Origin of the sequence: Pantoea sp. PSNIH1 (genome assembly GCF_007680655.1) — a bacterium.
GTDB lineage: Bacteria > Pseudomonadota > Gammaproteobacteria > Enterobacterales > Enterobacteriaceae > Pantoea > Pantoea eucrina.
Window position 1 is genome coordinate 22244 of the sequence record NZ_VEIP01000005.1, and the last position, 25341, is coordinate 47584.

The 25341-nt window shown below is 56.2% G+C and carries 26 protein-coding genes; 18 read left to right on the forward strand and 8 right to left on the reverse strand.

Annotation, left to right across the window (positions count from 1 at the left end):
- Positions 1-194 precede the first annotated feature (194 nt).
- From atpI to FS690_RS13495, 17 genes are all read left to right on the forward strand, one after another.
- Positions 195-575 (forward strand): F0F1 ATP synthase subunit I, encoded by a 381-nt coding sequence (atpI, locus tag FS690_RS13415; RefSeq protein ID WP_039381414.1) that lies wholly within the window; start codon positions 195-197, stop codon positions 573-575.
- A gap of 8 nt (positions 576-583) precedes the next feature.
- Positions 584-1402, forward strand: coding sequence for a F0F1 ATP synthase subunit A (atpB, locus tag FS690_RS13420; protein WP_039381416.1), 819 nt, complete (start codon positions 584-586; stop codon positions 1400-1402).
- 48 nt (positions 1403-1450) lie between these two features.
- Positions 1451-1690: a F0F1 ATP synthase subunit C gene (atpE, locus tag FS690_RS13425; protein WP_003849523.1), complete on the forward strand. Its 240-nt coding sequence runs from the start codon at positions 1451-1453 to the stop codon at positions 1688-1690.
- A gap of 108 nt (positions 1691-1798) precedes the next feature.
- A complete protein-coding gene (atpF, locus tag FS690_RS13430; RefSeq protein WP_039381418.1) occupies positions 1799-2269 on the forward strand; it encodes a F0F1 ATP synthase subunit B in 471 nt (156 codons plus the stop codon).
- Between the two features lie 14 nt (positions 2270-2283).
- Entirely contained in the window at positions 2284-2817 is a 534-nt protein-coding gene (gene atpH, locus FS690_RS13435; RefSeq protein WP_039381423.1) for a F0F1 ATP synthase subunit delta, read from the forward strand.
- Positions 2818-2831: 14 nt separating this feature from the next.
- Positions 2832-4373, forward strand: coding sequence for a F0F1 ATP synthase subunit alpha (atpA, locus tag FS690_RS13440; RefSeq protein ID WP_039381427.1), 1542 nt, complete (start codon positions 2832-2834; stop codon positions 4371-4373).
- 52 nt (positions 4374-4425) lie between these two features.
- Positions 4426-5292, forward strand: coding sequence for a F0F1 ATP synthase subunit gamma (gene atpG / locus FS690_RS13445; RefSeq protein WP_039381430.1), 867 nt, complete (start codon positions 4426-4428; stop codon positions 5290-5292).
- 63 nt (positions 5293-5355) lie between these two features.
- Positions 5356-6753 (forward strand): F0F1 ATP synthase subunit beta, encoded by a 1398-nt coding sequence (gene atpD / locus FS690_RS13450; protein ID WP_065647895.1) that lies wholly within the window; start codon positions 5356-5358, stop codon positions 6751-6753.
- A 24-nt stretch (positions 6754-6777) separates the two neighbouring features.
- Positions 6778-7197: a F0F1 ATP synthase subunit epsilon gene (locus FS690_RS13455; protein ID WP_039381436.1), complete on the forward strand. Its 420-nt coding sequence runs from the start codon at positions 6778-6780 to the stop codon at positions 7195-7197.
- A gap of 200 nt (positions 7198-7397) precedes the next feature.
- Positions 7398-8768 (forward strand): bifunctional UDP-N-acetylglucosamine diphosphorylase/glucosamine-1-phosphate N-acetyltransferase GlmU, encoded by a 1371-nt coding sequence (gene glmU, locus FS690_RS13460; protein WP_108570065.1) that lies wholly within the window; start codon positions 7398-7400, stop codon positions 8766-8768.
- Positions 8769-8912: 144 nt separating this feature from the next.
- Positions 8913-10742, forward strand: a complete 1830-nt coding sequence (glmS, locus tag FS690_RS13465) for a glutamine--fructose-6-phosphate transaminase (isomerizing) (protein WP_145339777.1) — start codon at positions 8913-8915, stop codon at positions 10740-10742.
- Between the two features lie 172 nt (positions 10743-10914).
- Positions 10915-11958 carry a phosphate ABC transporter substrate-binding protein PstS gene (gene pstS, locus FS690_RS13470; RefSeq protein WP_039381445.1) on the forward strand — a complete coding sequence of 348 codons (1044 nt, stop codon included), beginning with the start codon at positions 10915-10917 and terminating at the stop codon, positions 11956-11958.
- Between the two features lie 85 nt (positions 11959-12043).
- Positions 12044-13006 carry a phosphate ABC transporter permease PstC gene (gene pstC / locus FS690_RS13475; protein ID WP_039381448.1) on the forward strand — a complete coding sequence of 321 codons (963 nt, stop codon included), beginning with the start codon at positions 12044-12046 and terminating at the stop codon, positions 13004-13006.
- On the forward strand, positions 13003-13890 hold the full coding sequence (pstA, locus tag FS690_RS13480) for a phosphate ABC transporter permease PstA (RefSeq protein WP_039381450.1): 888 nt from the start codon (positions 13003-13005) through the stop codon (positions 13888-13890). The genes pstC and pstA overlap by 4 nt, the downstream gene beginning before the upstream one ends.
- A gap of 44 nt (positions 13891-13934) precedes the next feature.
- Positions 13935-14708 (forward strand): phosphate ABC transporter ATP-binding protein PstB, encoded by a 774-nt coding sequence (gene pstB / locus FS690_RS13485; RefSeq protein WP_039381453.1) that lies wholly within the window; start codon positions 13935-13937, stop codon positions 14706-14708.
- A gap of 14 nt (positions 14709-14722) precedes the next feature.
- Positions 14723-15457, forward strand: a complete 735-nt coding sequence (gene phoU, locus FS690_RS13490) for a phosphate signaling complex protein PhoU (RefSeq protein ID WP_071668257.1) — start codon at positions 14723-14725, stop codon at positions 15455-15457.
- 105 nt (positions 15458-15562) lie between these two features.
- A complete protein-coding gene (locus FS690_RS13495) occupies positions 15563-16801 on the forward strand; it encodes an MFS transporter (RefSeq protein ID WP_104085889.1) in 1239 nt (412 codons plus the stop codon).
- 316 nt (positions 16802-17117) lie between these two features.
- Here FS690_RS13495 and yieH read toward each other — a convergent pair whose 3' ends face one another.
- Positions 17118-17795 carry a 6-phosphogluconate phosphatase gene (yieH, locus tag FS690_RS13500; protein ID WP_145339778.1) on the reverse strand — a complete coding sequence of 226 codons (678 nt, stop codon included), beginning with the start codon at positions 17793-17795 and terminating at the stop codon, positions 17118-17120.
- 149 nt (positions 17796-17944) lie between these two features.
- Between yieH and FS690_RS13505 the strand changes: the two genes are divergently transcribed.
- Entirely contained in the window at positions 17945-19258 is a 1314-nt protein-coding gene (locus FS690_RS13505) for an NCS2 family permease (protein ID WP_145339779.1), read from the forward strand.
- Between the two features lie 30 nt (positions 19259-19288).
- On the opposite strand, the gene FS690_RS13510 is transcribed toward FS690_RS13505, so the two are convergent.
- The 7 genes from FS690_RS13510 to rpmH form a co-directional block, all read right to left on the reverse strand.
- Complete coding sequence (locus tag FS690_RS13510) at positions 19289-20050, reverse strand: 4'-phosphopantetheinyl transferase superfamily protein (RefSeq protein ID WP_145339780.1); 762 nt, start codon at positions 20048-20050, stop codon at positions 19289-19291.
- 181 nt (positions 20051-20231) lie between these two features.
- Positions 20232-20822 carry a malonic semialdehyde reductase gene (locus FS690_RS13515; RefSeq protein ID WP_145339781.1) on the reverse strand — a complete coding sequence of 197 codons (591 nt, stop codon included), beginning with the start codon at positions 20820-20822 and terminating at the stop codon, positions 20232-20234.
- A 151-nt stretch (positions 20823-20973) separates the two neighbouring features.
- Positions 20974-22338 (reverse strand): tRNA uridine-5-carboxymethylaminomethyl(34) synthesis GTPase MnmE, encoded by a 1365-nt coding sequence (gene mnmE / locus FS690_RS13520; protein WP_145339782.1) that lies wholly within the window; start codon positions 22336-22338, stop codon positions 20974-20976.
- Positions 22339-22442: 104 nt separating this feature from the next.
- Positions 22443-24089 (reverse strand): membrane protein insertase YidC, encoded by a 1647-nt coding sequence (gene yidC / locus FS690_RS13525; RefSeq protein WP_065647883.1) that lies wholly within the window; start codon positions 24087-24089, stop codon positions 22443-22445.
- A gap of 2 nt (positions 24090-24091) precedes the next feature.
- Entirely contained in the window at positions 24092-24349 is a 258-nt protein-coding gene (gene yidD, locus FS690_RS13530; protein ID WP_071668252.1) for a membrane protein insertion efficiency factor YidD, read from the reverse strand.
- On the reverse strand, positions 24313-24672 hold the full coding sequence (rnpA, locus tag FS690_RS13535) for a ribonuclease P protein component (protein WP_071668251.1): 360 nt from the start codon (positions 24670-24672) through the stop codon (positions 24313-24315). Before rnpA ends, yidD begins: the two co-directional genes overlap by 37 nt.
- Before the next feature lie 15 nt (positions 24673-24687).
- Complete coding sequence (gene rpmH / locus FS690_RS13540; protein ID WP_003849659.1) at positions 24688-24828, reverse strand: 50S ribosomal protein L34; 141 nt, start codon at positions 24826-24828, stop codon at positions 24688-24690.
- Between the last annotated feature and the right edge of the window lie 513 nt (positions 24829-25341).

Here is a 25341-nt window from a genome sequence, read left to right on the forward strand (position 1 = left end):
GGGTTATGAATCTTTGGAAAAATAGCCCTTCAGAAAGAAATTTAAATAATTGTTCACCTTTTCGCTACTTAGCGATTGAAATCGCAGGTGCGGCCCGTATAATTTGCACGGCTTTTGCTGCTTGACTCAAAACGGCAAAGGCAGTCTTATACGACACGCGACATACCCCGTCCGGGGCAGGAGAGTTAAGCGTCATGTCAGTGTCTCTTTACAGTGTGAAATTAGCCCGAGCCGTTCTGGTTGTCCAGCTGGTGACGTTTGTCGTAATCGGTGCGCTGTTTGCCCTGAAAGATGTCACCTGGGGCGCCTCTGCTATCGCGGGTGGTGTGGCAGCCTGGCTGCCAAACATACTGTTCACGTTTTTAGCCTGGCGTCTGCAGGATCAAACACCGGCTAAAGGGCGTGTCGCCTGGAGTTTCGCCCTGGGTGAAGTTCTTAAGGTGTTCGCCACCGTTATTTTTCTCGCTGTGGCGTTGGGTGGGTTCGGAGCGGTCTTCTGGCCACTCGCAATCACCTGGTTATCGGTGCTGGTGGTGCAAATCGTCGCACCGGCTGTAATTAACAACAAAGGGTAAGAGGCATCATGGCCGCAGGAGAAATCTCAACGCCGCAGGAATACATAGGACATCATCTGACGCATCTTCAGATGGACCTGCGTACTTTCGAGCTGGTGAATGCACACGACGCGCCAGCAACATTCTGGACGTTAAACCTGGACTCCATGTTTTTCTCTGTTGCACTGGGAGTATTATTCCTTGTGCTGTTCCGCAGCGTGGCGAAAAGCGTCACCAGCGGCGTGCCAGGGAAAATGCAGGCGGCTATCGAGCTGGTTGTCGGCTTTGTTGATAGCAACGTTCGCGACATGTACCACGGTAAAAGTAAAGTTATCGCCCCGCTGGCTCTGACAATTTTTGTCTGGGTCTTCCTGATGAACTTCATGGATCTGCTGCCTATTGATTTGCTGCCGTTTATCGGTGAGCACTATCTGGGCCTGCCGGCGCTGCGCGTCGTGCCGTCAGCAGACGTGAACATCACGCTATCTATGGCGCTGGGCGTATTTATTTTGATTCTGTTCTACAGCATCAAAATGAAAGGGGTAGGCGGCTTTGCTAAAGAGCTGACTCTGCAGCCTTTTAATCACCCGATCTTCATCCCCATCAACCTGATTCTTGAAGGTGTCAGCCTGCTGTCAAAACCGGTTTCACTCGGTCTGCGACTGTTCGGCAACATGTATGCGGGTGAGCTGATCTTTATCCTGATTGCCGGTCTGCTGCCGTGGTGGTCGCAGTGGGTGCTGAATGTGCCATGGGCCATTTTCCACATCCTGATTATTTCGCTGCAGGCTTTCATTTTCATGGTCCTCACGATTGTCTATCTGTCGATGGCATCTGAAGAACATTGATTTTTTTCTCAACAACTTAAGCATAACTGAAACAAACTGGAGACTGTCATGGAAAACCTGAATATGGATCTGCTGTACATGGCTGCCGCTGTGATGATGGGTCTGGCGGCAATCGGTGCTGCGATCGGTATCGGCATCCTCGGAGGTAAATTCCTGGAAGGCGCAGCGCGTCAGCCGGATCTGATCCCTCTGCTGCGTACGCAGTTCTTTGTTGTAATGGGTCTGGTGGATGCAATCCCGATGATCGCTGTTGGTCTGGGTCTCTACGTGATGTTTGCTGTCGCCTAAAGCCTGTAGCCATTGTTCACTCATGGCACCTGGTGTGATGAGGAACAGATTCTGCCGTTTATCGATGATAGCGGCAGAGCACGTTAACTTAATAAGAGGCATTGTGCTGTGAACATTAACGCAACAATCCTCGGCCAGGCCATCGCGTTCATCCTGTTTGTCGCGTTCTGCATGAAGTACGTATGGCCACCGATCATGGCTGCCATCGAAAAGCGCCAGAAAGAAATTGCTGAAGGCCTTGCTTCTGCTGAACGCGCGAAGAAAGATTTGGATCTCGCGCAGGCCAATGCGACCGACCAGCTGAAAAAAGCGAAGGAAGAAGCTCAGGTCATTATCGAGCAGGCGAACAAACGCCGTGCCCAGATTCTGGACGAAGCCAAAACTGAAGCTGAAACTGAACGTAACCGCATCGTCACTCAGGCGCAGGCAGAAATTGAAGCCGAGCGCTCACGTGCACGTGAAGAGCTGCGTAAACAGGTCGCGTTGCTGGCATTAGCTGGCGCCGAGAAAATCATCGAACGTTCCGTGGATGAAGCTGCTAACAGCGACATCGTTGATAAACTGGTCGCTGAACTGTAAGGAGGGAGGGGCTGATGTCTGATCTGATTACTGTAGCTCGCCCCTACGCCAAAGCAGCTTTTGACTTTGCTGTTGAGCATCAAAGTATCGAACGCTGGCAGACCATGCTGGCGTTTGCCGCAGAAGTGGCTCGCAACGAACAGATGGCAGAAGTACTCTCTGGTGCCTTAGCACCTGAAGCGTTATCTGCCTCTTTCAATGCAGTCTGTGGTGATCAACTTGATGAACACGCTCAGAACCTGATCAAGGTAATGGCGGAGAACGGACGTTTGACAGCGCTTCCAGACGTACTGGAGCAATTTATTCAACTGCGTGACGCTTATGAAGCGACAGCCGAAGTTGATGTAATCTCCGCCAGTGCGCTGAGTGACAGCCAGCTGACCAAAATCAGCACCGCGATGGAAAAACGTCTGTCACGCAAAGTTAAGCTGAATTGCAAAATTGATAAGTCTGTATTGGCAGGTGTGGTTATCCGTGCGGGTGACCTGGTGATTGATGGCAGCGTGCGCGGCCGTCTTGACCGTCTGGCAGACGTCTTGCAGTCTTAAGGGGACTGGAGCATATGCAACTGAATTCCACCGAAATCAGCGAACTGATCAAGCAGCGCATTGCTCAGTTCAATGTCGTGAGTGAAGCTCACAACGAAGGTACTATTGTTTCTGTAAGTGACGGTATCATCCGCGTACATGGCCTGGCCGATGTTATGCAGGGTGAAATGATTGCCCTGCCGGGCAACCGTTACGCTATCGCACTGAACCTCGAGCGCGACTCGGTTGGTGCGGTCGTTATGGGCCCGTACGCTGACCTTGCCGAAGGCATGAAGGTTAAGTGCACCGGTCGTATTCTGGAAGTACCGGTTGGCCGTGGCCTGCTGGGTCGCGTGGTGAACACCCTGGGTGCACCTATCGACGGTAAAGGCGCAATCGACAACGACGGCTTCTCGCCGGTTGAAATGATTGCACCAGGCGTTATCGATCGTCAGTCTGTTGACCAGCCTGTTCAGACTGGTTACAAATCTGTCGATGCGATGATTCCAATCGGCCGTGGCCAGCGTGAGCTGATCATCGGTGACCGTCAGACCGGTAAGACTGCAATGGCTATCGACGCCATCATCAACCAGCGTGATTCAGGCATCAAGTGTGTCTACGTTGCGATTGGTCAGAAAGCGTCAACCATCTCTAACGTGGTTCGCAAGCTGGAAGAGCACGGCGCGCTGGCTAATACCATCGTGGTTGTGGCTTCTGCATCGGAGTCTGCTGCGCTGCAGTACCTGTCTCCGTACGCTGGTTGTGCCATGGGCGAATACTTCCGCGACCGCGGTGAAGATGCGCTGATCGTTTACGATGACCTCTCTAAGCAGGCTATCGCTTACCGTCAGATCTCCCTGCTGCTGCGCCGCCCACCAGGCCGTGAAGCATTCCCGGGCGACGTGTTCTATCTCCACTCTCGTCTGCTGGAGCGTGCATCACGCGTAAGCGCTGACTACGTTGAGCGTTTCACCAACGGTGCTGTGAAAGGCCAGACCGGTTCTCTGACCGCGCTGCCAATCATTGAAACCCAGGCTGGTGACGTTTCTGCGTTCGTTCCGACCAACGTTATCTCGATCACTGATGGTCAGATCTTCCTGGAGTCGAACCTGTTCAACTCCGGTATCCGTCCAGCCGTTAACCCGGGTATCTCCGTATCCCGTGTTGGTGGTGCTGCACAGACCAAGATCATCAAGAAACTGTCCGGTGGTATTCGTACCGCGCTGGCACAGTATCGTGAACTGGCAGCGTTCTCTCAGTTCGCTTCCGATCTGGATGATGCAACGCGTAAACAGCTGAGCCATGGTCAGAAAGTGACCGAGCTGCTGAAACAGAAACAGTATGCGCCAATGTCCGTTGCGCAGCAGGGTCTGGTGCTGTTTGCTGCTGAGCGCGGCTTCCTGAACGACGTTGAACTGGCGAAAATCGGCAGCTTCGAAGCCGCTCTGCTGGCGTACGCCGATCGCGAACACGCTGAGCTGATGGCTGAAATCAACCAGGCGGGTAACTACAACAACGATATCGAAGCGAAGCTGAAAGGCCTGCTCGAAACGTTTAAAGCAACCCAGTCCTGGTAATGTCTGGCGGCTTGTCTGAAAAGACAGGCCGCAAGGCTTTGAGGAGAAGCTAATGGCCGGCGCAAAAGAAATACGTACCAAGATCGGAAGCGTAAAAAATACGCAGAAGATCACCAAAGCGATGGAAATGGTCGCCGCCTCCAAAATGCGTAAAACGCAGGAACGCATGGCGGCCAGCCGTCCGTATGCAGATACCATGCGCAAAGTGATTGGTCACCTTGCACTGGGTAATCTGGAATACAAGCACCCTTACCTGGATGAGCGCGACGTTAAGCGCGTCGGCTACCTGGTCGTTTCGACTGACCGCGGGCTTTGTGGTGGTTTGAACATTAACCTGTTCAAAAAATTGCTGGCTGAAATGAAAGGCTGGGCAGACAAAGGCGTTCAGAGCGATCTGGCGATTGTCGGTTCTAAAGGCGTTTCATTCTTCGGCTCTGTCGGTGGTAACGTCGTGGCTCAGGTTACCGGCATGGGCGATAAGCCTGCGCTGTCCGATCTGATCGGCCCGGTAAAAGTTATGCTGCAGGCCTACGATGAAGGCCGTATCGACAAGCTGTATATCGTCAGCAACAAGTTTAACAACACCATGTCTCAGACTCCGACCATTACCCAACTGCTGCCGTTACCGCCAGCGGAAGGTGAAGAAGAGATGAAGGCGAAGACCTGGGATTACCTGTACGAACCCGATCCGAAGGCGCTGCTCGATACGCTGCTGCGTCGTTATGTCGAATCGCAGGTTTATCAGGGTGTGGTGGAAAACCTGGCCAGTGAGCAGGCCGCGCGTATGGTAGCGATGAAAGCCGCAACCGATAACGGCGGAAACCTGATCAAAGAGCTGCAGTTGGTCTACAACAAAGCTCGTCAGGCCAGCATCACCCAGGAACTTACCGAGATCGTCTCGGGAGCCTCCGCGGTTTAACCAGGCATATATCCTGTCGCCCGAGCGCGGCCGGATATTCTCGTATTAGGTAGAGGATTCAAGATGGCAGCTGGAAAGATTGTCCAGATTATCGGCGCCGTAGTTGACGTCGAATTCCCTCAGGACGCGGTACCACAGGTATACAGCGCTCTCGAGGTTAAGAATGGTGATACTCGTCTGGTGCTGGAAGTTCAGCAGCAGCTGGGTGGTGGCGTAGTACGTACTATCGCCATGGGTTCTTCTGACGGCCTGAAGCGCGGTCTGGAAGTAATCGATCTGAAAAAACCTATTCAGGTTCCGGTTGGTAAAGCGACCCTTGGCCGTATCATGAACGTGCTGGGCGAGCCTATCGACATGAAAGGCGACCTGACAGAAGAAGATGGCAGCGCAGTAGAGGTCTCCTCTATTCACCGCGCCGCGCCTTCCTATGAAGATCAGTCAAACTCGCAGGAACTGCTGGAAACCGGCATCAAGGTTATCGACCTGATGTGTCCGTTCGCTAAGGGCGGTAAAGTCGGTCTGTTCGGTGGTGCGGGCGTAGGTAAAACCGTAAACATGATGGAGCTGATCCGTAACATCGCGGCTGAGCACTCAGGTTATTCGGTCTTTGCTGGTGTGGGTGAGCGTACTCGTGAGGGTAACGACTTCTACCACGAAATGACTGACTCCAACGTTATCGATAAAGTAGCGCTGGTGTATGGCCAGATGAACGAGCCGCCGGGTAACCGTCTGCGCGTAGCACTGACCGGTCTGACCATGGCGGAAAAATTCCGTGATGAAGGTCGTGACGTTCTGCTGTTCATCGACAACATCTACCGTTATACCCTGGCAGGTACTGAAGTATCTGCACTGCTGGGTCGTATGCCATCTGCGGTAGGTTATCAGCCAACGCTGGCTGAAGAGATGGGTGTGCTGCAGGAGCGTATTACCTCCACCAAGACTGGTTCAATCACCTCCGTACAGGCCGTTTACGTTCCTGCGGATGACCTGACTGACCCGTCTCCGGCAACCACCTTTGCTCACTTAGACTCAACGGTTACGCTGAGCCGTCAGATCGCCTCTCTGGGTATCTACCCGGCCGTTGACCCGCTGGACTCTACCAGCCGTCAGCTGGATCCACTGATCGTGGGTCAGGAGCACTATGACGTCGCACGTGGCGTACAGTCACTGCTGCAGCGTTACCAGGAGCTGAAAGACATCATCGCCATCCTCGGTATGGACGAGCTGTCTGAAGAAGATAAACTGCTGGTGGCACGTGCGCGTAAGATCCAGCGCTTCCTGTCTCAGCCATTCTTCGTTGCTGAAGTCTTCACCGGTTCTCCGGGCAAATACGTGACGCTGAAAGATACCATTCGTGGTTTCAAAGGCATCATGGAAGGCGAATTCGACCACCTGCCAGAGCAGGCGTTCTACATGGTCGGCGCTATCGAAGAAGCCGTAGAAAAAGCGAAGAAACTGTAATAACGGTTTCCCGGGAGGAATGGTATGGCTATGACTTATCATCTGGACGTGGTCAGCGCGGAGCAGCAGATGTTCTCCGGTCTGGTACAGCGTATCCAGGTGTCAGGTAGCGAAGGCGAGCTGGGTATCCACCCGGGCCACGCCCCGCTGCTGACCGCCATCAAGCCTGGCATGATTCGCATCGTGAAGCAGCACGGCGACGAGGAGTATATCTACCTCTCCGGCGGCGTGCTGGAAGTACAGCCGGGCAGCACGACTGTTCTGGCCGACACCGCGATTCGTGGTGAAGACCTTGACGAAGCGCGCGCGCTGGAAGCGAAACGTAAAGCAGAAGAGCACATGAACAGCAGCCACGGCGACGTGGACTATGCTCAGGCCTCTGCAGAGCTGGCGAAAGCTATCGCGAAACTGCGTGTTATCGAGCTGACCAAAAAAGCGATGTAATCAGGCTTTATGCGTCATGAAATGCCAGCCCTCCGGGGCTGGCATTTTTTTTGCCCGGCGCCCGGCAAACCCGTTGTCATGCACCCTCCCTGACTCCCCTTTCCGCTTTCCTCCGGTTGTCTAATTTCGCCATGAGAAAAATGTAGTAATCTCAGGGGTAAACCTTACACTTTCGAAAGTTAAATTGAGTCTGGAAAATTATGTCTGTAAGCGCGATGAGTGTGGTGATCCTGGCCGCTGGCAAAGGCACCCGTATGTATTCCGATCTGCCTAAAGTTCTGCACACGCTGGCAGGTAAACCCATGGTGCAGCATGTTATTGATGCCGCTACCGGGCTTGGTGCCCGTCAGGTTCACCTGGTCTATGGTCACGGGGGGGAACTGCTGCAGCAGAAGCTGGCGCACAACGCCCTGAACTGGGTACTGCAGGCGGAACAGCTCGGCACCGGGCACGCCATGCAGCAGGCAGCGCCCTTCTTTGCGGATGACGAAGATATTCTGATGCTGTATGGCGACGTCCCGCTTATCTCGCAGGCAACGCTGCAGCAGCTGCGCGCGGCGAAACCTGAAGGCGGCATCGGGCTGCTGACCGTGGTGCTGGATAACCCCACCGGCTATGGCCGGATTGTGCGTGAAAACACGATCGTGACCGGCATTGTTGAACAGAAGGATGCATCTGCTGAGCAGCTGGCTATTCAGGAGATCAATACCGGTATCCTGATCGCCAGCGGCGGCGATCTCCGGCGCTGGCTGGCACAGCTCGACAACAATAACGCACAGGGTGAGTTCTATATCACCGATATTATCGCGATGGCGCATCAGGAAGGCCGCGTAATTAATACCGTTCATCCGGCACGTATCAGTGAAACGGAAGGTGTAAATAATCGTCTGCAACTGGCTACGCTGGAGCGCACTTTTCAGCAGGAGCAGGCGGAAAAACTGCTGCTGGCGGGCGTGATGCTGCGCGATCCGGCGCGTTTTGACCTGCGTGGTACGCTGGCGCACGGGCGCGACGTGGAAATTGATATCGGCGTCATCATTGAAGGTGATGTCACGCTGGGCAACCGGGTAAAAATTGGCGCCGGCTGCGTGATCAAAAACAGCGTTCTGGGCGATGACTGTGAGATCAGCCCTTATTCTGTCATCGAAGATGCGACGCTGGCCGCCGCCTGCACGGTCGGGCCGTTTGCCCGGCTGCGTCCTGGCAGCGAACTGGCTGAACAGGCGCACGTCGGCAACTTTGTGGAAATGAAAAAGGCCACGCTCGGCAAAGGCTCCAAAGCGGGCCATCTTTCCTACCTGGGTGATGCGGAAATAGGGGCGGGCGTTAACATCGGCGCCGGCACTATTACCTGCAACTATGATGGCGCTAACAAGTTTAAAACCATCATTGGCGATAACGTCTTTGTGGGATCGGATACGCAGCTGGTGGCACCGGTCACCGTTGCCGCAGGCGCCACTATCGCTGCCGGTACTACGGTGATGAAAGATGTTACCGCCGCCGATCTGGTCTACAACCGCAAAGAACAGCAGCAGAAAGCGGGCTGGCAGCGCCCGGTGAAGAAAAAATAAATTTTAAGGGCCGGCAAAGATCGGCCCGTTTAGCAGTGCCATAACGATATCCCCACTCTCTACAAGGCTCGGGGAACCGGCGCAGCCGGAAATCAGGTCAGATGACAACGCAATGGCCGAAAGCCATGAAGTCAGGAAACGAATATGTGTGGAATTGTTGGAGCAGTAGCGCAGCGTGACATTGCAGAGATCCTGCTGGAAGGTCTGCGTCGTCTGGAGTATCGCGGTTATGACTCAGCCGGTCTGGCGGTCGTCGATCGTCAGGGGCACGTGACGCGTCTGCGTCGCGTTGGCAAAGTGGCTAATCTGGCGGAGGCCGCAGATCAGCAGCCGCTGATTGGCGGTACCGGTATTGCCCACACCCGCTGGGCCACGCACGGTGAACCTTCTGAGGCAAATGCGCATCCGCACGTCTCAGCGCAGATCATCGTGGTGCATAACGGCATTATCGAAAACCATGAGCCGCTGCGCGCGCAAATGATCGAACGCGGCTACCATTTTGCCTCCGAGACGGACACCGAAGTGGTGGCGCATCTGGTGCACTGGGAGCAGAAGCAGGGCGGCACGCTGCGTGAGGTTATTCTGCGCGTGATCCCTCAGCTGCGCGGTGCTTACGGCATGGTCATCATGGACAGCCGCGATCCGTCGGTGCTGGTGGCCGCGCGCTCCGGCAGCCCGCTGGTGATTGGCCGTGGCGTGGGCGAGAACTTTATCGCATCCGATCAGCTGGCGCTGCTGCCGGTTACCCGCCGCTTTATTTACCTGGAAGAGGGGGATATTGCCGAGGTTACCCGCCGTGAAGTCACTATCATCGATCGCGAAGGCCATCAGGTCCAGCGCGCGGAGATCGAATCAAACGCGCAGTATGACGCGGGCGATAAAGGTATCTATCGCCACTATATGCAGAAAGAGATCTACGAGCAGCCCAACGCTATCAAAAATACGCTGGCGGGCCGCTTCCACGACGGGATTGTCGATCTGCGCGAACTGGGTGAGCATGCAGAGTCGCTGCTGAGCAAAGTAGAGCATATCCAGATCATCGCCTGCGGCACCTCCTACAACTCTGGTATGGTATCGCGCTACTGGTTTGAATCACTGGCGAATATCCCGTGTGACGTTGAGATCGCCTCTGAATTCCGCTACCGCAAATCCGCAGTTCGCAAAAACAGCCTGCTGATCACCCTGTCGCAGTCGGGTGAAACCGCCGATACGCTGGCGGCGCTGCGCCTCTCCAAAGAGCTGGGTTATCTTGGCTCACTGGCTATCTGTAACGTCGCCGGCTCTTCGCTGGTGCGCGAATCCGATCTGGCGCTGATGACCAAAGCGGGCACGGAAATTGGCGTGGCTTCCACCAAAGCCTTTACCACGCAGCTGACGGTACTGCTGATGCTGGTGGCAAAACTGGGTCGTCTGCACGGCATGAAGCCGGAAACGGAGCATGAGATTGTGCACGCGCTGCAGGCGCTGCCAAGCCGTATTGAGCAGATGCTGGCGCAGGATAAGATCATTGAGAGCCTGGCAGAAGATTTCTCTGACAAGCATCATGCGCTGTTTCTTGGCCGCGGCGATCAATACCCGATCGCCATGGAAGGCGCGCTTAAGCTCAAAGAGATCTCCTATATTCATGCCGAAGCCTACGCGGCCGGTGAGCTGAAGCACGGCCCGCTGGCGCTGATTGATGCCGATATGCCGGTGATCGTGGTCGCACCTAACAATGAGCTGCTGGAAAAGCTGAAATCCAACATTGAAGAGGTGCGCGCGCGCGGCGGCCTGCTCTATGTCTTCGCCGATGGCGATGCGGGTTTCAGCGACAGTGAAGGGATGAAAATCATTTCACTGCCGCATGTTGAGGAAGTGATTGCCCCTATCTTCTACACCGTGCCGCTGCAGATGCTCTCTTATCATGTGGCGCTGATCAAAGGCACCGACGTGGACCAGCCGCGTAACCTGGCAAAATCGGTTACCGTTGAGTAATCGCTAAGCCGGGCGGGCCTGCAACGGGCCCGCCCGGTTTTTATTCTCGTCATAAAACTGTCACATTTCGTACATTTCGCTGTCATCAAACTGTCCTATTTTCCCTCCAGCAGCAATCACTGACTCCAACTAAAACGGCGTTAAGCCTGATTTATACTCCCCCGGAGGGAACATGACACTGATGCGTAGCACCGTAGCCCGAATCCTCGCCGCCACTTTCGCCGTCAGCGCAGTTTCTGCGTTTGCCGCCACCGATCTGACCGGCGCTGGCGGGACCTTCCCGGCCCCGGTTTATGCCAAGTGGGCAGCAGAGTATCAGCAGGCCACCGGTAGCAAAATCAACTATCAGGGGATCGGCTCTTCGGGTGGCGTAAAGCAGATCATCGCAAAAACCGTGGATTTCGGTGCTTCTGATGCGCCGATGAAAGAGGAAGATCTGCAGAAAAATGGCCTGTTCCAGTTCCCGACCGTTATCGGTGGCGTGGTGCTGGCCGTTAACATTCCGGGTGTGAAGTCGGGCGAGCTGACGCTCGATGGCAAAACCGTAGGTGACATCTACCTCGGCACCATCAAAAAATGGAACGATCCGGCGATCGCTAAGCTGAACCCGAACCTGAAACTGCCTGACACCAATATCAACGTCGTGCGCCGCGCCGACGGCTCCGGTACCTCCTTTGTGTTTACCAGCTATCTGACCAAAGTGAACACGGACTGGGCAAGCAAAATAGGCAAAGGCAACACCGTTAACTGGCCAACCGGTCTTGGCGGTAAAGGCAACGATGGCGTGGCCGCTTTCGTGCAGCGTCTGCCGGGTTCAATTGGCTATGTCGAATACGCCTACGCGAAACAGAACAACCTGACCTACACCAAACTGCTGGATGCGGATGGCAAGCCGGTGGCCCCGAGTGAAAGCAGCTTTGCCAACGCCGCCAAAGGCGCTGACTGGAGCAGCTCGTTTGCTCAGGACCTGACGTTCCAGAAAGGTGACGACGCGTGGCCGATCGCCTCCACCACCTTTATCCTGATTTACAAAGATCAGGCTAATGCGGAGAAGGGCGCAGAAGTGCTGAAGTTCTTTGACTGGGCCTATAAAGGCGGCAGCAAAACCGCCACGGCGCTGGATTACGCGGCGCTGCCGGAGAGCGTAGTGACGCAGATCCGTGCGGCATGGAAAGCGAATATCAAAGACAGCAGCGGCAAAGCGCTCTGGCAGTAAGCCATTGTCAGGCTCGGCTACTGGCTGAGTATCCCGGGGGCGGCCGCCTGGTCGCCCTGCATATCCTCTGAGAACCGAGAATTTTATGGCTGCTACCAAGCCGGCATTCAAAGCACCGGGTAAGCAAGGCGACATGATTTTTGGCGCGCTGGTTAAACTCTCTGCGCTGATTGTCCTGCTGCTGCTGGGTGGCATTATTGTCTCCCTGATCGTCTCCTCCTGGCCCAGCATTCAGAAGTTTGGCTTCGCCTTTCTCTGGACCAAAACCTGGGATGCACCAAACGAAGAGTTTGGCGCACTGGTGCCGATTTACGGCACGCTGGTGACCTCACTGATCGCATTAATCATCGCGGTACCGGTAAGCTTCGGGATCGCACTGTTTCTGACCGAGCTGGCACCCGGCTGGCTGCGTCGTCCGCTGGGCACCGCCATTGAACTGCTGGCGGCCATCCCGAGCATTGTTTATGGCATGTGGGGCCTGTTTATCTTCGCGCCGCTGTTTGCCGAATATTTTCAGACGCCGGTTGGCAACGTCCTCGCTAACATTCCCATCGTCGGCACGCTGTTCTCCGGCCCGGCGTTTGGTATCGGTATCCTGGCCGCAGGCGTCATCCTGGCGATTATGATCATTCCTTATATCGCCTCGGTAATGCGCGACGTCTTTGAACAGACGCCGGTGATGATGAAAGAGTCCGCGTATGGCATCGGCTGCACAACCTGGGAAGTGATCTGGCGTATCGTGCTGCCGTTTACCAAAAACGGCGTCATCGGTGGCGTGATGCTGGGACTGGGGCGGGCGCTGGGAGAGACCATGGCGGTGACCTTTATTATCGGTAACACCTACCAGCTCGACAGCGCTTCGCTGTTTATGCCCGGCAACAGTATCACCTCCGCGCTGGCTAACGAGTTCGCTGAAGCGGAATCGGGCGTGCATGTCGCTGCGCTGATGGAGCTGGGTCTGATCCTGTTTGTGATCACCTTTATCGTCCTGGCGATCTCGAAGCTGATGATCCTGCGGCTGGCAAAAAGTGAAGGGGCCCGTTCATGACCGCAATTGAAATGCAGAGCCGTACTGAGCTGGAAGCCTCGCGCCGCAAAATGCAGGCGTGGCGCAGTACAAAAAATAAAATCGCCCTGACGCTGTCGCTGCTGACCATGGCGTTTGGCCTCTTCTGGCTGATCTGGATCCTGTTCACCACGGTGACTAAAGGCATCGACGGGCTGAGCTGGTCGCTGTTTACCGAATCAACGCCGCCGCCCAACACCGCCGGCGGCGGGCTGGCAAATGCGCTGGCGGGCAGCGGCCTGCTGATTTTCTGGTCCACCTTTTTCGGTACGCCGCTGGGCATTATGGCCGGGATCTGGCTGGCGGAGTATGGCCGTAAGAACTGGCTGGCAGAGGTGATCCGCTTTATCAACGACATTCTGCTCTCCGCGCCCTCTATCGTGGTCGGACTGTTTGTCTACACCATTGTGGTATCACAGATGCAGCACTTCTCCGGCTGGGCAGGCGTTGCGGCGCTGGCGCTGCTGCAGATCCCGATTGTGATCCGTACCACCGAGAATATGCTGCGGCTGGTGCCGGACAGCATGCGCGAAGCGGCATACGCGCTGGGCACACCGAAGTGGAAGATGATCTCAGCCATCACGCTGAAAGCGTCTGTTTCCGGCATCATTACCGGCGTACTGCTGGCGATTGCGCGTATCGCAGGTGAAACCGCTCCGCTGCTGTTTACCGCGCTCTCCAACCAGTTCTGGAGCACTGACATGATGCAGCCGGTGGCCAACCTGCCGGTCACTATCTTCAAGTTCGCCATGAGCCCGTTTGCCGAATGGCAAAGCCTGGCGTGGGCAGGCGTGCTGATCATTACGCTGTGCGTGCTGCTGCTGAACATTGTTGCCCGCATGATCTTCGCCAAAGGCAAACACTAATTTTCCGGCGCGGCTCTGGCGGCGCTGTATAAGAGAGATGAGCAATGAGTATGGCAACCCCTTCTGCCGGTAAAATCCAGGTGCGTAATCTGAACTTTCATTATGGTAAGTTCCACGCGCTGAAAGATATCAACCTGGATATTGCCCGCAATCAGGTCACCGCGTTTATCGGCCCGTCGGGCTGCGGTAAATCCACGCTGCTGCGTACGTTCAATAAAATGTATTCGCTCTACCCGGAGCAGCGCGCAGAAGGTGAGATCCTGCTGGATGGCGACAATATTCTCGCGTCGCACCAGGATATCGCCCTGCTGCGCGCGCGCGTCGGCATGGTATTTCAGAAGCCAACGCCGTTTCCGATGTCAATTTACGACAACATCGCCTTCGGCGTGCGCCTGTTTGAGAAGCTGTCGCGCGCGGATATGGATGAGCGCGTGCAGTGGGCGCTGACCAAAGCCGCGCTGTGGAACGAAACCAAAGACAAGCTTCATCAGAGCGGTTACAGTCTTTCCGGCGGGCAGCAGCAGCGTCTCTGCATCGCGCGCGGTATCGCTATCCGGCCGGAAGTGCTGCTGCTGGATGAGCCCTGCTCGGCGCTGGACCCGATCTCCACCGGCCGCATTGAGGAGCTGATCACCGAGCTCAAGCAGGATTACACCGTGGTGATTGTGACGCACAATATGCAGCAGGCTGCCCGCTGCTCCGATCATACGGCGTTTATGTATCTTGGCGAGCTGATTGAGTTCAGCGACACCGACACGCTGTTTACCAAACCCGCGCAGAAGCAGACTGAAGATTACATCACCGGTCGTTACGGCTGATTCAGGAGAGACTCATGGATAATTTAAATCTTAATAAACATATCTCCGGTCAGTTTAATGCCGAGCTGGAGCATATTCGTACGCAGGTGATGATCATGGGCGGCATGGTGGAGCAGCAGCTCACCGACGCGATTACCGCCATGCATAATCAGGATGCGGAACTGGCACGCCGGGTGATTGAAGGCGACCAGAAGGTCAATATGATGGAGGTAGAGATTGATGAGGCGTGCGTGCGTATTATCGCCAAGCGTCAGCCTACCGCCAGCGACCTGCGGCTGGTAATGGCCATCATCAAAGCGATCTCTGAGCTGGAGCGTATTGGTGACGTGGCGGAAAAAATCAGCCGCACCGCGCTGGAGAAGTTTGGCCAGCAGCATCTGCCGCTCTTGGTCAGCCTGGAGTCGCTGGGCCATCATACGGTGCAGATGCTGCATGACGTACTGGATGCGTTTGCGCGCATGGATCTCAGCGCTGCCATCACCATCTACCGTGAAGATAAAAAAGTGGATAAAGAGTATGAAGGCATCGTGCGCCAGCTGATGACCTATATGATGGAAGATCCGCGCACGATCCCCAGCGTGCTGACCGCCCTGTTCTGCGCGCGCGCGATCGAGCGTATCGGCGATCGCTGTCAGAACATCTGCGAAATTATCTTCTATTTTGTTAAGGGGCAGGATTTTCGTCACGTTGGCGGCGACCGGCTGGATGAACTGCTCTCCGGCGACGACGGCAGCAATCGCCCTACCTGACCCTCTCCTCCGGCTGCCTGTGCGGCAGCCATTACCATTTCTGATTGGTCACTCCGCCGCCCGCTCTTTATACTTGGCGCACTTTTTTTCGCCAGGTACTCTTTTATGTCCCTTTCCCGATCTGCTAAACCAGCCGTTACGCCGGCTAAAGCGATGCTGGCCGCAATCAGCGGCTACGCGATGGATGGATTTGATCTGCTGATCCTCGGTTTTATGCTGCCGGCCATCAGCGTGTCACTGATGCTTGACCCGTCACAGGCGGGATCGCTGGTGACCTGGACGCTGATTGGCGCAGTGATCGGCGGTATTCTGTTTGGTCATCTCAGCGATCGCTTTGGCCGGATCCGTATCCTGACCGTAACGATACTGATGTTTTCACTGTTTACCGGCCTGTGCGCGGTGGCGCAGGGCTACTGGGATCTGCTGGCGTACCGGACTCTGGCCGGGGTGGGGCTGGGCGGCGAGTTTGGTATCGGTATGGCGCTGATCGCCGAAGCCTGGCCGCAGGAGAAGCGCAACCGGGCATCGGCCTGGGTCGGCATCGGCTGGCAGCTCGGTGTGCTGCTGGCTGCCTTTATTACGCCGCCGCTGCTCAGCGTGATTGGCTGGCGCGGCATGTTTCTGGTGGGTATGCTGCCGGCACTGCTCTCATTCGTGCTGCGGCGCAGTATGGGTGAGCCGGAGAGTTTCACACGGCAGGTAAAAAGCGTACCGGCACTCTCATTTACCGCCCGCATAAGGCTGTTGTTTGCTGACCGCGCCACCCGTAAAGCGAGCCTGGGTATTTTTATCCTCTGTTCGGTACAGAACTTTGGCTATTACGGTCTGATGATCTGGATGCCGAGCTATCTCTCCTCCAGTTTTGGTTTCAGCCTGACAAAATCGGGGCTGTGGACCGCGGTGACGGTGGTGGGCATGACCCTGGGTATCTGGCTGTTTGGCGTGCTGGCCGATCGCTTCGCACGCTGGAAAATTTTTCTGTTGTACCAGTTCGGTGCCGTGGTGATGGTGGTGGTCTATGCGCAGCTGCGCGATCCGACGGTAATGCTGTTTACCGGCGCCATCATGGGCATGTTTGTTAACGGCATGATTGGCGGCTATGGCGCGCTGATCTCCGATACGTTCCCGCAGCAGGCGCGTGCTACCGCGCAAAATGTGCTATTTAACCTCGGGCGCGGCGTCGGCGGTTTTGGTCCGCTGGTGATTGGCGCGCTGGCTACGCAAATTTCCTTCACCGCCGCTATTACGCTGCTGGCGCTGATTTATCTGCTGGATATTTTCGCCACGCTGTTTCTGCTGCCTAAGAAGCAAAGCAATGAGGATTCGCTGGGCGCGATAGGCTGATAGCCTGCGCGCATGCCAGGGGCGCATAAATGTGCCCCCTACAAAACATTGCAAGGGCGCCGTAGGGGCGGCATTCATGCCGCCCTGGTATCAGGCGATGTACGGCGTCTCATGCCAGGGGCGCATAAATGCGCCCCCTACAAAACATTGCAGGGGCGCCGTAGGGGCGGCATTAATGCGCCCCCTACAAAACATTGCAGGGGCGCCGTAGGGGCGGCATTAATGCGCCCCCTACAAAACATTGCAGGGGCGCCGTAGGGGCGGCATTAATGCCGCCCTGATATCAGGCAATACCGCCGCATATCAGGGGCGCCCCCTACAGAACCTCGCTGGTTGATAACAGCGCCCAGCCGCGCGCCTGCCACAGCGCAGGCAGCTGCGCCATATCATCAAACCGCGTCACCAGCGGATGATCAATTGCGGGATTATGCGCATCGGCGCAGTAGTAAAACACCGGAATACCTGCAGCAATGCCGGCGCGAACGCCCGCTTCGGAATCATCCACCAGAATGCAGCGTTCAATCGGCACTTGCATCTGCTCTGCGGCGTGGAACATCAGCTGCGGATCGGGTTTCCATGCCTGAATGTCATAACCGCTGTACAGGCGATCGGTAAACCACGGCAGCATGCCGGTAAGACCCAGCGAATGCTGCATTTTCTTTACCGGTCCGTTAGAGACCACGCACACCGGAACGCGGATCCGCGCCACCAGCTCCGGCGCACCGCCGATCGGCTGCAGCTCCTGCTCAAACAGGCGCGCGACTTCAATGCGATAGGCGTGCTCCACCTCTGCTACCGGCAGCGCCTGATGATACTCTTCGCTGATGTCGCGAATAATGTCGTAAAGCTTTACGCCTTTATACCGCTCAAACATCTGCTGCAGCGACAGCGTGATGCCGTAGCGGGCAAACGTATTCACATAGCCCTGCGTGCAGAGCATTTCGCTGTCAACCAGCGTGCCATCACAATCAAAGAACACACACTCCACTGTCATCGCCCACTATCCTTCTGATAACGCTTCAGCTTTTACTCTAGCCTGGATTGCCACAGGCAGCAGCAGGCAACCGGTTGCGAAAATTCCGTGTTTTACCGGAATAAAGCCTATAGGATACGCGGCGATAAATTTTTCAGCGGAACAGCAAAATGAAGACTCAGGGCCTGCTGCAGCGCATATTTAAACTGCAGGAACACGGAACCACGATACGCACCGAAGTGATTGCCGGGTTCACCACTTTTCTGACGATGGTTTACATCGTCTTTGTTAACCCGCAAATCCTCGGCGCTGCCGGTATGGATACCCAGGCGGTGTTTGTCACTACCTGTCTGATTGCCGCCTTTGGCAGCATTCTGATGGGGCTGATAGCGAATCTGCCGGTTGCGCTGGCACCTGCGATGGGCCTGAACGCCTTTTTTGCGTTTGTGGTGGTGGGGGCAATGGGTTACTCCTGGCAGATAGGGATGGGCGCCATTTTCTGGGGCGCGCTGGGGCTGCTGATCCTGACGCTGCTGCGCGTGCGCTACTGGATGATAGCTAATATACCGCTCTGCCTGCGCACCGGGATCACCGCCGGTATCGGCCTGTTTATCGCAATGATGGGGCTGAAAAATGCCGGCATTATTGTGCCAAACGCGGAGACGCTGGTGGCCGTCGGCGATCTGACGTCGCACAGTGTTCTGCTGGGCGCGCTCGGCTTCTTCATTATTGCCATTCTGGCATCGCGTAATATTCACGCGGCGGTGCTGGTCTCAATTGTGGTCACGACCAGCATCGGGCTTGCGCTGGGAGATGTCAGGTTCACCGGTTTCTTTTCGCCACCGCCGTCAATCTCTGCGGTGGCGGGCGCGGTGGATATCAAAGGCGCGTTCAATATCGGCATGGCAGGCGTGATCTTCTCCTTTATGCTGGTCAATCTGTTTGACTCCTCCGGTACGCTGATTGGCGTAACGGATAAAGCGGGTCTGACCGATGAAAAGGGCACCTTTCCCCGTATGAAGCAGGCGCTGTATGTGGACAGCATCAGCTCCGTCACGGGTGCGCTGGCGGGTACGTCATCGGTGACAGCCTATATTGAGAGTTCGTCAGGCGTTGCCATTGGTGGCCGCACCGGGCTGATGGCGGTCATCACCGGGCTGCTGTTCCTGCTGGCAATATTTCTGTCGCCGCTGGCGGCGATGGTGCCGGGCTATGCGGCGGCGGGCGCGCTGATCTATGTCGGAGTACTGATGACGGCATCGCTGTCGCGCGTACGCTGGGACGATCTCACCGAAGCGGTGCCGGCCTTTGTCACCGCGGCGATGATGCCGTTTAGTTTCTCAATTACGGAAGGGATCGCGCTGGGCTTTATCGCCTACTGCGTGATGAAGCTGGGCACCGGACGCTGGCGTGAAATCAGCCCCTGCGTGGTGGTGGTTGCGCTGCTGTTCGCACTGAAAATCGCGTTTATCGACGCGCACTGACGCTTCAGGTGGCCTGTGCGGCCACCCGATTCAAAGCTGCCGCATCTCCTGCTGTCCGGCTATGCGTTCGCCGGGCAGACTGGTCAGGCGCAGCGTATGTGGATCCAGGTTTGGCTTATTCATTTCAATATCCCGCAGCGCAACCCACTGCTGCTGCGCGTCAATCTCCCACAGTCGCAGATGTTCGGTTCCGGGTGAAAGTGCGCATGACCAGACCAGCGTCGGTTCGGCGTCACAGACCGCCTGAATATCGGGAAATAGCGTGGAGCGCAACCGGCCTGATGCCGGATGCAGACGCAGCGAAGAGAGGCCCCGATCCGCTTCACCGGTCAGCTTGAGCACGCTCTGACGTAGCGTCCAGATTTGCGTGGCCGCCTCCATAAAATCCTGCTGTGCATTGATCCACGCCTTTTCACCAGAGGAGAGTTCCTGCATCAGCGCTTCCTGCGTCTGCCGGCTGTGCGCGCGGACAATCTCCATATCCAGTCCGGCACGTCCCCCTTCTTCCGCCAGCAGTACGCCAATGATATGGCCTGTGTAGGAGATGCTGAAGTCAGGCAGGTTCGGATCGGCAAAGCAGGGGCGTCCGCTGCTGCTGACGCTCAGCGGTGGCAGCCGATCGATTCCGTAGATCCGCAGCATCAGCTGCGCCAGCAGTTCGCGGGCAGCAAGAAAACGCGCGCGCCGCCGATCGGGCAGACGGGCAGCGTTATCCAGTACATCCTGAGTGATGCGTGAAACCGTTACCGGCAGGGGTGTGGTGCCTGTCCAGCGCACAAAATGACCAGCCATCTGTCGCTCCGTGAAAATGGGCGAATAATCATCAGCGGCATTGTAAGAATTTTCTTAGGTGTTTGCATCCGGCTTTCCCGGCAGAGCGATAAATTCAGATAAGACTGAAAATCAGCGCGGGATAAGGCGGAAAAGAGACTCTGCCGGCTCGACCGGCAGAGCGCAGACAGGTTGCCAGCTTTCAGGCAAAGGTGGTGGCTTCATCAAAACCGAGTCGCGTCAGGCGCGGATGCAGTTTACCTGCGTCGCCGTAGCCAAGATTGATCAGCATGTTCACCTGCCATTTGCTTTCGCTGAAGAAAGCGGCATTGACTTTGGCGGGATCAAAGCCGGACATCGGACCGGCATCCAGACCGAGCGAACGCGCAGCGAGGATAAGGTAGCCTGCCTGCAGGCTGCTGTTACGAAACGCGGTCTCTTTCGTCAGCTCCGGGCTGCTGGTAAACCAGTTGCGCGCGTCACCAAACGGAAACAGTTTTGGCAGCTGCTCAAAAAACTCCGGATCCCACGCGACAATCACCGTTACCGGCGCCGACATGGTTTTATCCACGTTGCCTGAGGAGAGGGCAGGTTTCAGCCTGGCTTTGCCTTCCGCTGAGGTCACAAATACAAAGCGGCCTGGTGAACAGTTAGCGGAGGTCGGGCCCAGAGCCGTCAGGGTATAAAGCTCCTGCAGCAGCGCCTGTGAAACCGGCTTATCCTGCCAGTGGCTGTGGGTGCGGGCGTCAGTAAACAGCGCATCAAGCGCCGCGCTGTCGAGCGGTGTACTCATGTTTCTCTCCTGTTCAGGCTGCGGTGCAGGCCCGATTTTTAGCATGAATAATAGAGGCTGCGCTTAACGCAGCCTCTATCGTTATACTGTAAAGGAGAAAGGGAGCCAAATAACAAAGATGTATGATTGACTGGCAAAGAGCGGTACGCGCTTATTTCCCGATACAGAAGCTGGAGAAGATACGGCCCAGCAGATCGTCAGAGGTAAATTCGCCGGTAATTTCGCTCAGCGCCTGCTGTGCCAGCCGCAGCTCTTCCGCAAGCAGCTCACCCGCCCACGCGCCCAGCAGCTGCGCTTTCCCCTGCTGCAGATGCGTGGCGGCGCTCTCCAGCGCCTGCAGATGGCGGCGGCGCGCAAGGAATCCGCCTTCTATGTTGCCGGCAAAGCCCATGCTCTGTTTCAGATGATCGCGCAGCGTTTCCACGCCGTCGCCGGTCCGGGCTGACAGGCGGATCAGAGCATGACCGTTCATCTCACTCAGTCCCAGCGTCTCACCGGTCATATCCGCTTTGTTACGCACCACGGTAATGGGCAGCGCCGCCGGTAAGCGCGCCACAAAGTCGGGCCAGATAGCCGCCGCTTCAGTGGCGTCCGTTGTGGTGCCATCGACCATAAACAGCACCCGATCGGCCTGTTCAATCTCCTGCCAGGCGCGCTCGATGCCAATGCGCTCGACTTCATCACTGGCTTCGCGCAGTCCGGCGGTATCAATGATATGCAGCGGCATTCCATCAATATGGATATGTTCGCGCAGGACATCGCGCGTGGTGCCGGCAATGTCGGTAACGATAGCCGCTTCGCGTCCCGCCAGCGCATTCAGCAGGCTCGACTTACCTGCATTCGGGCGTCCGGCAATCACTACCTTCATGCCCTCACGCAGCAGGCTGCCCTGACGCGCTTCGGCGCGTACGCCATTCAGGTCGCCGATCACCGCATTAAGCTGCGCTTCAATCTTACCGTCGGAAAGAAAGTCGATCTCCTCATCCGGGAAATCGATAGCGGCCTCGACATAGATGCGCAGGTGGGTCAGCGCCTCCACCAGCGCATTTACGCGCTGTGAAAACACGCCCTGCAGCGAGTTCACTGCCGAGCGCGCCGCCTGTTCCGAGCTGGCATCAATCAGATCGGCAATCGCCTCAGCCTGCGCCAGATCGAGCTTGTCATTCAGAAACGCGCGCTCCGAAAACTCACCTGGCTGCGCAATACGCAGGCCGGGGAGGGCGACAATACGTTTCAGCAGCAGGTCCAGGATAACCGGTCCGCCATGCCCCTGCAGCTCCAGCACATCTTCACCGGTAAAGGAGTTCGGACCCGGAAACCACAGCGCAATGCCCTGATCCAGCACGCTGCCATCTGCATCGGTAAAGGGCAGATAATCGGCATAGCGCGGCTTTGGCAGCTTACCCAGCAGCGCCTGCGCAACGTCTGCTGCCCGGGTGCCTGAGATACGCAGTATACCGACGCCGCCGCGGCCTGGTGGGGTTGCCTGCGCAACGATAGTATCGCTGTGGCTCATGATCGTCCTCTTGCCCGCGCTGTGCCGGGCTGAAAAATAGAAAAAAAACAGGGCGACATAAATGCCGCCCCTTGATTATACCTGTTGCTCAGCCGGGCTGAAGGTTACGCTTTCTTCTTATCGCGGCTGTGCAGGCCCCGTTTTTCCAGGCCGCGGTAAATCAGCTGCTGCTGGAGAATGGTGACCAGGTTGCTGACGATGTAGTACAGCACCAGACCTGCCGGGAACCACAGGAAGAAGACGGTAAAGATCACCGGCATGTAGGTCATGATCTTCTGCTGCATAGGATCGGTCACGGTGGTCGGTGACATCTTCTGAATGAAGAACATGGTGATACCCATCAGCACCGGCAGAATGTAGTACGGGTCCTGTGCAGAGAGGTCATGGATCCACAGTACAAACGGTGCGTGACGCAGTTCTACCGAGCCAGAGAGCATATAGTAGAGCGCCAGGAAGATAGGCATCTGAATCACCAGCGGCAGACAGCCACCCAGCGGATTCACTTTCTCCGCTTTGTAGAGCGCCATCATTTCCTGGCTCTGCTTCTGCTTGTCATCGCCCAGACGCTCACGCATCGCCTGAATCTTCGGCTGCAGCATGCGCATCTTAGCCATCGAGGTGTACTGCGCTTTGGTCAGCGGGTACATGATGCCGCGCACGATGAAGGTGATGACGATAATGGAGAAGCCCCAGTTACCGATAAAGCTGTGCAGGAACTTCAGCAGCTTGAACAGTGGCTGAGAGATAAACCACAGCCAGCCGTAATCCACGGTCAGGTCAAGGTGCGGCGCAATCGCAGCCATCTTATCCTGAATTTCCGGGCCGACCCACAGCGTTGCGCCCAGCGTCTGCTGTGCACCTGCACCAACGGTAACCGGCGCTGACTTATAGCCGATCGCCGCTACGCCGTTGCCGAGGTTGCTGGTATACAGGGTATTATTGCCCTGCGTACGTGGCACCCACGCCGTGGCGAAATATTGCTGCAGCATCGCAACCCAGCCGTTGCTGGTGGTGGTGCTCAGATTCTCGTTATCAGCGATGGTGTCGAACTTATATTTTTCATATTTCGCATCGCTGGTGGAGTAGGCGGCACCGCGGAAGGTGTGCAGCGCAAAGTTGTTGCTGCCCGTGTCGCGATGCTTAGGCAGGTCGATGGTCTGCTTCAGCTGGCCAAACATCGCCACTTCCAGCGGCTGCTGTGAGGTGTTATTGATGTTGTAGTCAACGTTAACCGCGAACTCGCCACGCTTGAAGATGAAGGTTTTGGTATAAACCACACCGTTTTCGCCAGTCCAGCTCAGCGGCACACGCAGCTCAGTCTGGCCATCGGCCATGTCGAAGCTATCCTGTGCGGCAGTATAGAGCGGACGCGCGCCATTGTTCGGGTTGTCCGGGCCGTTACGACCGGTCAGGCCGCTCTGCGCCTGATAAACAAATGCCGGCGTGGTTTCCAGCAGCTGGAATGGCGCGTCGGAGCCGAGTTTATCCGGGTAGGTCAGCAGCTGAGCCTGTTCAATATCACCACCGCGCGTGTTGATATTGAGTGACAGGACGTCAGTTTTAACGGTGATCGTTTTGCCCTGACCGCTGGCCGGCACGCCGGAAGTGGCGGCATCACCCGCTGCGCTGCTTGTGTTCTGCGTGGTCTGGGTCTGCTGTGGCTGCGGAGCGTGGTCCGTCTGCCAGGCTTGCCAGATCATAAAAGACACGAACAGAAAAGCGATGAGAAAGAGATTGCGTTGCGAATCCATCGTTAATGTTCTCTGGTATCAAAGGTTTTTGGCGGCACAGGATCGTCGCCACCCGGGTTTAGCGGGTGGCATTTTAATACGCGTTTAATCGTCAACCAACTGCCTTTTATCACGCCGAAACGGCGCAGGGCCTCAATCCCGTACTGCGAACAGGTGGGATGGAACCGACAATGAGGTCCCAGCAGAGGGCTGATAGCGCGTTGATAAACGCGTATCAGTGCGATCAGGAGCCGCGAGCCAGGCGACAGTGACGACGCCATAGTTTCTCCAACGCTTCCATCAGTGCCCGGTTATCGAGGTCAGCAATCCCCTTTTTCGCAACAATAACAAAATCCATCGCAGGCAGTTCATGCTGACGCAGACGAAAACTTTCCCGGGTCAATCGCTTGATCCGGTTACGTTCATGCGCGCGCTTTACATGCTTTTTAGCGACGGTAAGACCGATGCGGGGATGCCCCAGCGAATTGCGGCGGCCGAGGATGGTGATTTGCGGCGTGCCAGCCCGAAGAGGTTGCTGGAAGACGAAAGTGAAATGAGCGGGAGTTAACAAACGTAACTCCCTGGGAAATGCGAGCTGAACCACGAGGGTTAGCTTTTATTACTTAGAAACGGTCAGACGAGAACGGCCTTTAGCACGACGACGTGCCAGAACCTGACGACCATTTTTGGTTGCCATACGAGCACGGAAGCCGTGTGAACGGTTGCGCTTCAGTACGGACGGTTGAAAAGTGCGTTTCATGGCGATTTCTACCTAAACTTGAAAAATTTCACTGGGTGACGCGTTTTCGGGGCAGTAAAGCGACCGACGCCTCAATGTGTCTTTAATAAAGAGGCGGGATTGTAATAATTGTACAGTCCGGAGTCAATTTACTTCGCTGGTCGCGGGACCTGAATACCCGGAAACACCGCGATTCCGGGCATTAATGCACCACGTGCCAATGCCGGGTGGGGAATTATACGGCCTGTAAAGGAAAGCGCAAGGATCGTCCAGGATCTTCTTGCGATCGCACACGCTATCCACAGGAAAAAAAACGCGACGGCGGCTGAAAAATTCGCGTCTGCTGCGCGATCTTCGCTTGCTTTTTTGTCAGAACGGATAAACTGTTCAAAGGTTTTACACCCTGTGGATAAATTGGATCAAAACTGTGTAGAAAGGGAAGATCTCTGGTGCGCTTTGCGCTATGATCCGCCCTTCCGCTGACGATCCTCACTGCGATCGCCGGGGATGACTACCGCAGACAGCGGTCGCAGG

Excerpts from the sequence above, each read along its gene's own strand:
- atpI (WP_039381414.1), top strand. The coding sequence starts at position 195 with ATGTCAGTGTCTCTTTACAGTGTGAAATTAGCCCGAGCCGTTCTGGTT.
- atpB (WP_039381416.1), top strand. The coding sequence starts at position 584 with ATGGCCGCAGGAGAAATCTCAACGCCGCAGGAATACATAGGACATCAT.
- atpE (WP_003849523.1), top strand. The coding sequence starts at position 1,451 with ATGGAAAACCTGAATATGGATCTGCTGTACATGGCTGCCGCTGTGATG.
- atpH (WP_039381423.1), top strand. The coding sequence starts at position 2,284 with ATGTCTGATCTGATTACTGTAGCTCGCCCCTACGCCAAAGCAGCTTTT.
- atpA (WP_039381427.1), top strand. The coding sequence starts at position 2,832 with ATGCAACTGAATTCCACCGAAATCAGCGAACTGATCAAGCAGCGCATT.
- atpG (WP_039381430.1), top strand. The coding sequence starts at position 4,426 with ATGGCCGGCGCAAAAGAAATACGTACCAAGATCGGAAGCGTAAAAAAT.
- atpD (WP_065647895.1), top strand. The coding sequence starts at position 5,356 with ATGGCAGCTGGAAAGATTGTCCAGATTATCGGCGCCGTAGTTGACGTC.
- FS690_RS13455 (WP_039381436.1), top strand. The coding sequence starts at position 6,778 with ATGGCTATGACTTATCATCTGGACGTGGTCAGCGCGGAGCAGCAGATG.
- glmU (WP_108570065.1), top strand. The coding sequence starts at position 7,398 with ATGTCTGTAAGCGCGATGAGTGTGGTGATCCTGGCCGCTGGCAAAGGC.
- glmS (WP_145339777.1), top strand. The coding sequence starts at position 8,913 with ATGTGTGGAATTGTTGGAGCAGTAGCGCAGCGTGACATTGCAGAGATC.
- pstS (WP_039381445.1), top strand. The coding sequence starts at position 10,915 with ATGACACTGATGCGTAGCACCGTAGCCCGAATCCTCGCCGCCACTTTC.
- pstC (WP_039381448.1), top strand. The coding sequence starts at position 12,044 with ATGGCTGCTACCAAGCCGGCATTCAAAGCACCGGGTAAGCAAGGCGAC.
- pstA (WP_039381450.1), top strand. The coding sequence starts at position 13,003 with ATGACCGCAATTGAAATGCAGAGCCGTACTGAGCTGGAAGCCTCGCGC.
- pstB (WP_039381453.1), top strand. The coding sequence starts at position 13,935 with ATGAGTATGGCAACCCCTTCTGCCGGTAAAATCCAGGTGCGTAATCTG.
- phoU (WP_071668257.1), top strand. The coding sequence starts at position 14,723 with ATGGATAATTTAAATCTTAATAAACATATCTCCGGTCAGTTTAATGCC.
- FS690_RS13495 (WP_104085889.1), top strand. The coding sequence starts at position 15,563 with ATGTCCCTTTCCCGATCTGCTAAACCAGCCGTTACGCCGGCTAAAGCG.
- yieH (WP_145339778.1), bottom strand. The coding sequence starts at position 17,795 with ATGACAGTGGAGTGTGTGTTCTTTGATTGTGATGGCACGCTGGTTGAC.
- FS690_RS13505 (WP_145339779.1), top strand. The coding sequence starts at position 17,945 with ATGAAGACTCAGGGCCTGCTGCAGCGCATATTTAAACTGCAGGAACAC.
- FS690_RS13510 (WP_145339780.1), bottom strand. The coding sequence starts at position 20,050 with ATGGCTGGTCATTTTGTGCGCTGGACAGGCACCACACCCCTGCCGGTA.
- FS690_RS13515 (WP_145339781.1), bottom strand. The coding sequence starts at position 20,822 with ATGAGTACACCGCTCGACAGCGCGGCGCTTGATGCGCTGTTTACTGAC.
- mnmE (WP_145339782.1), bottom strand. The coding sequence starts at position 22,338 with ATGAGCCACAGCGATACTATCGTTGCGCAGGCAACCCCACCAGGCCGC.
- yidC (WP_065647883.1), bottom strand. The coding sequence starts at position 24,089 with ATGGATTCGCAACGCAATCTCTTTCTCATCGCTTTTCTGTTCGTGTCT.
- yidD (WP_071668252.1), bottom strand. The coding sequence starts at position 24,349 with ATGGCGTCGTCACTGTCGCCTGGCTCGCGGCTCCTGATCGCACTGATA.
- rpmH (WP_003849659.1), bottom strand. The coding sequence starts at position 24,828 with ATGAAACGCACTTTTCAACCGTCCGTACTGAAGCGCAACCGTTCACAC.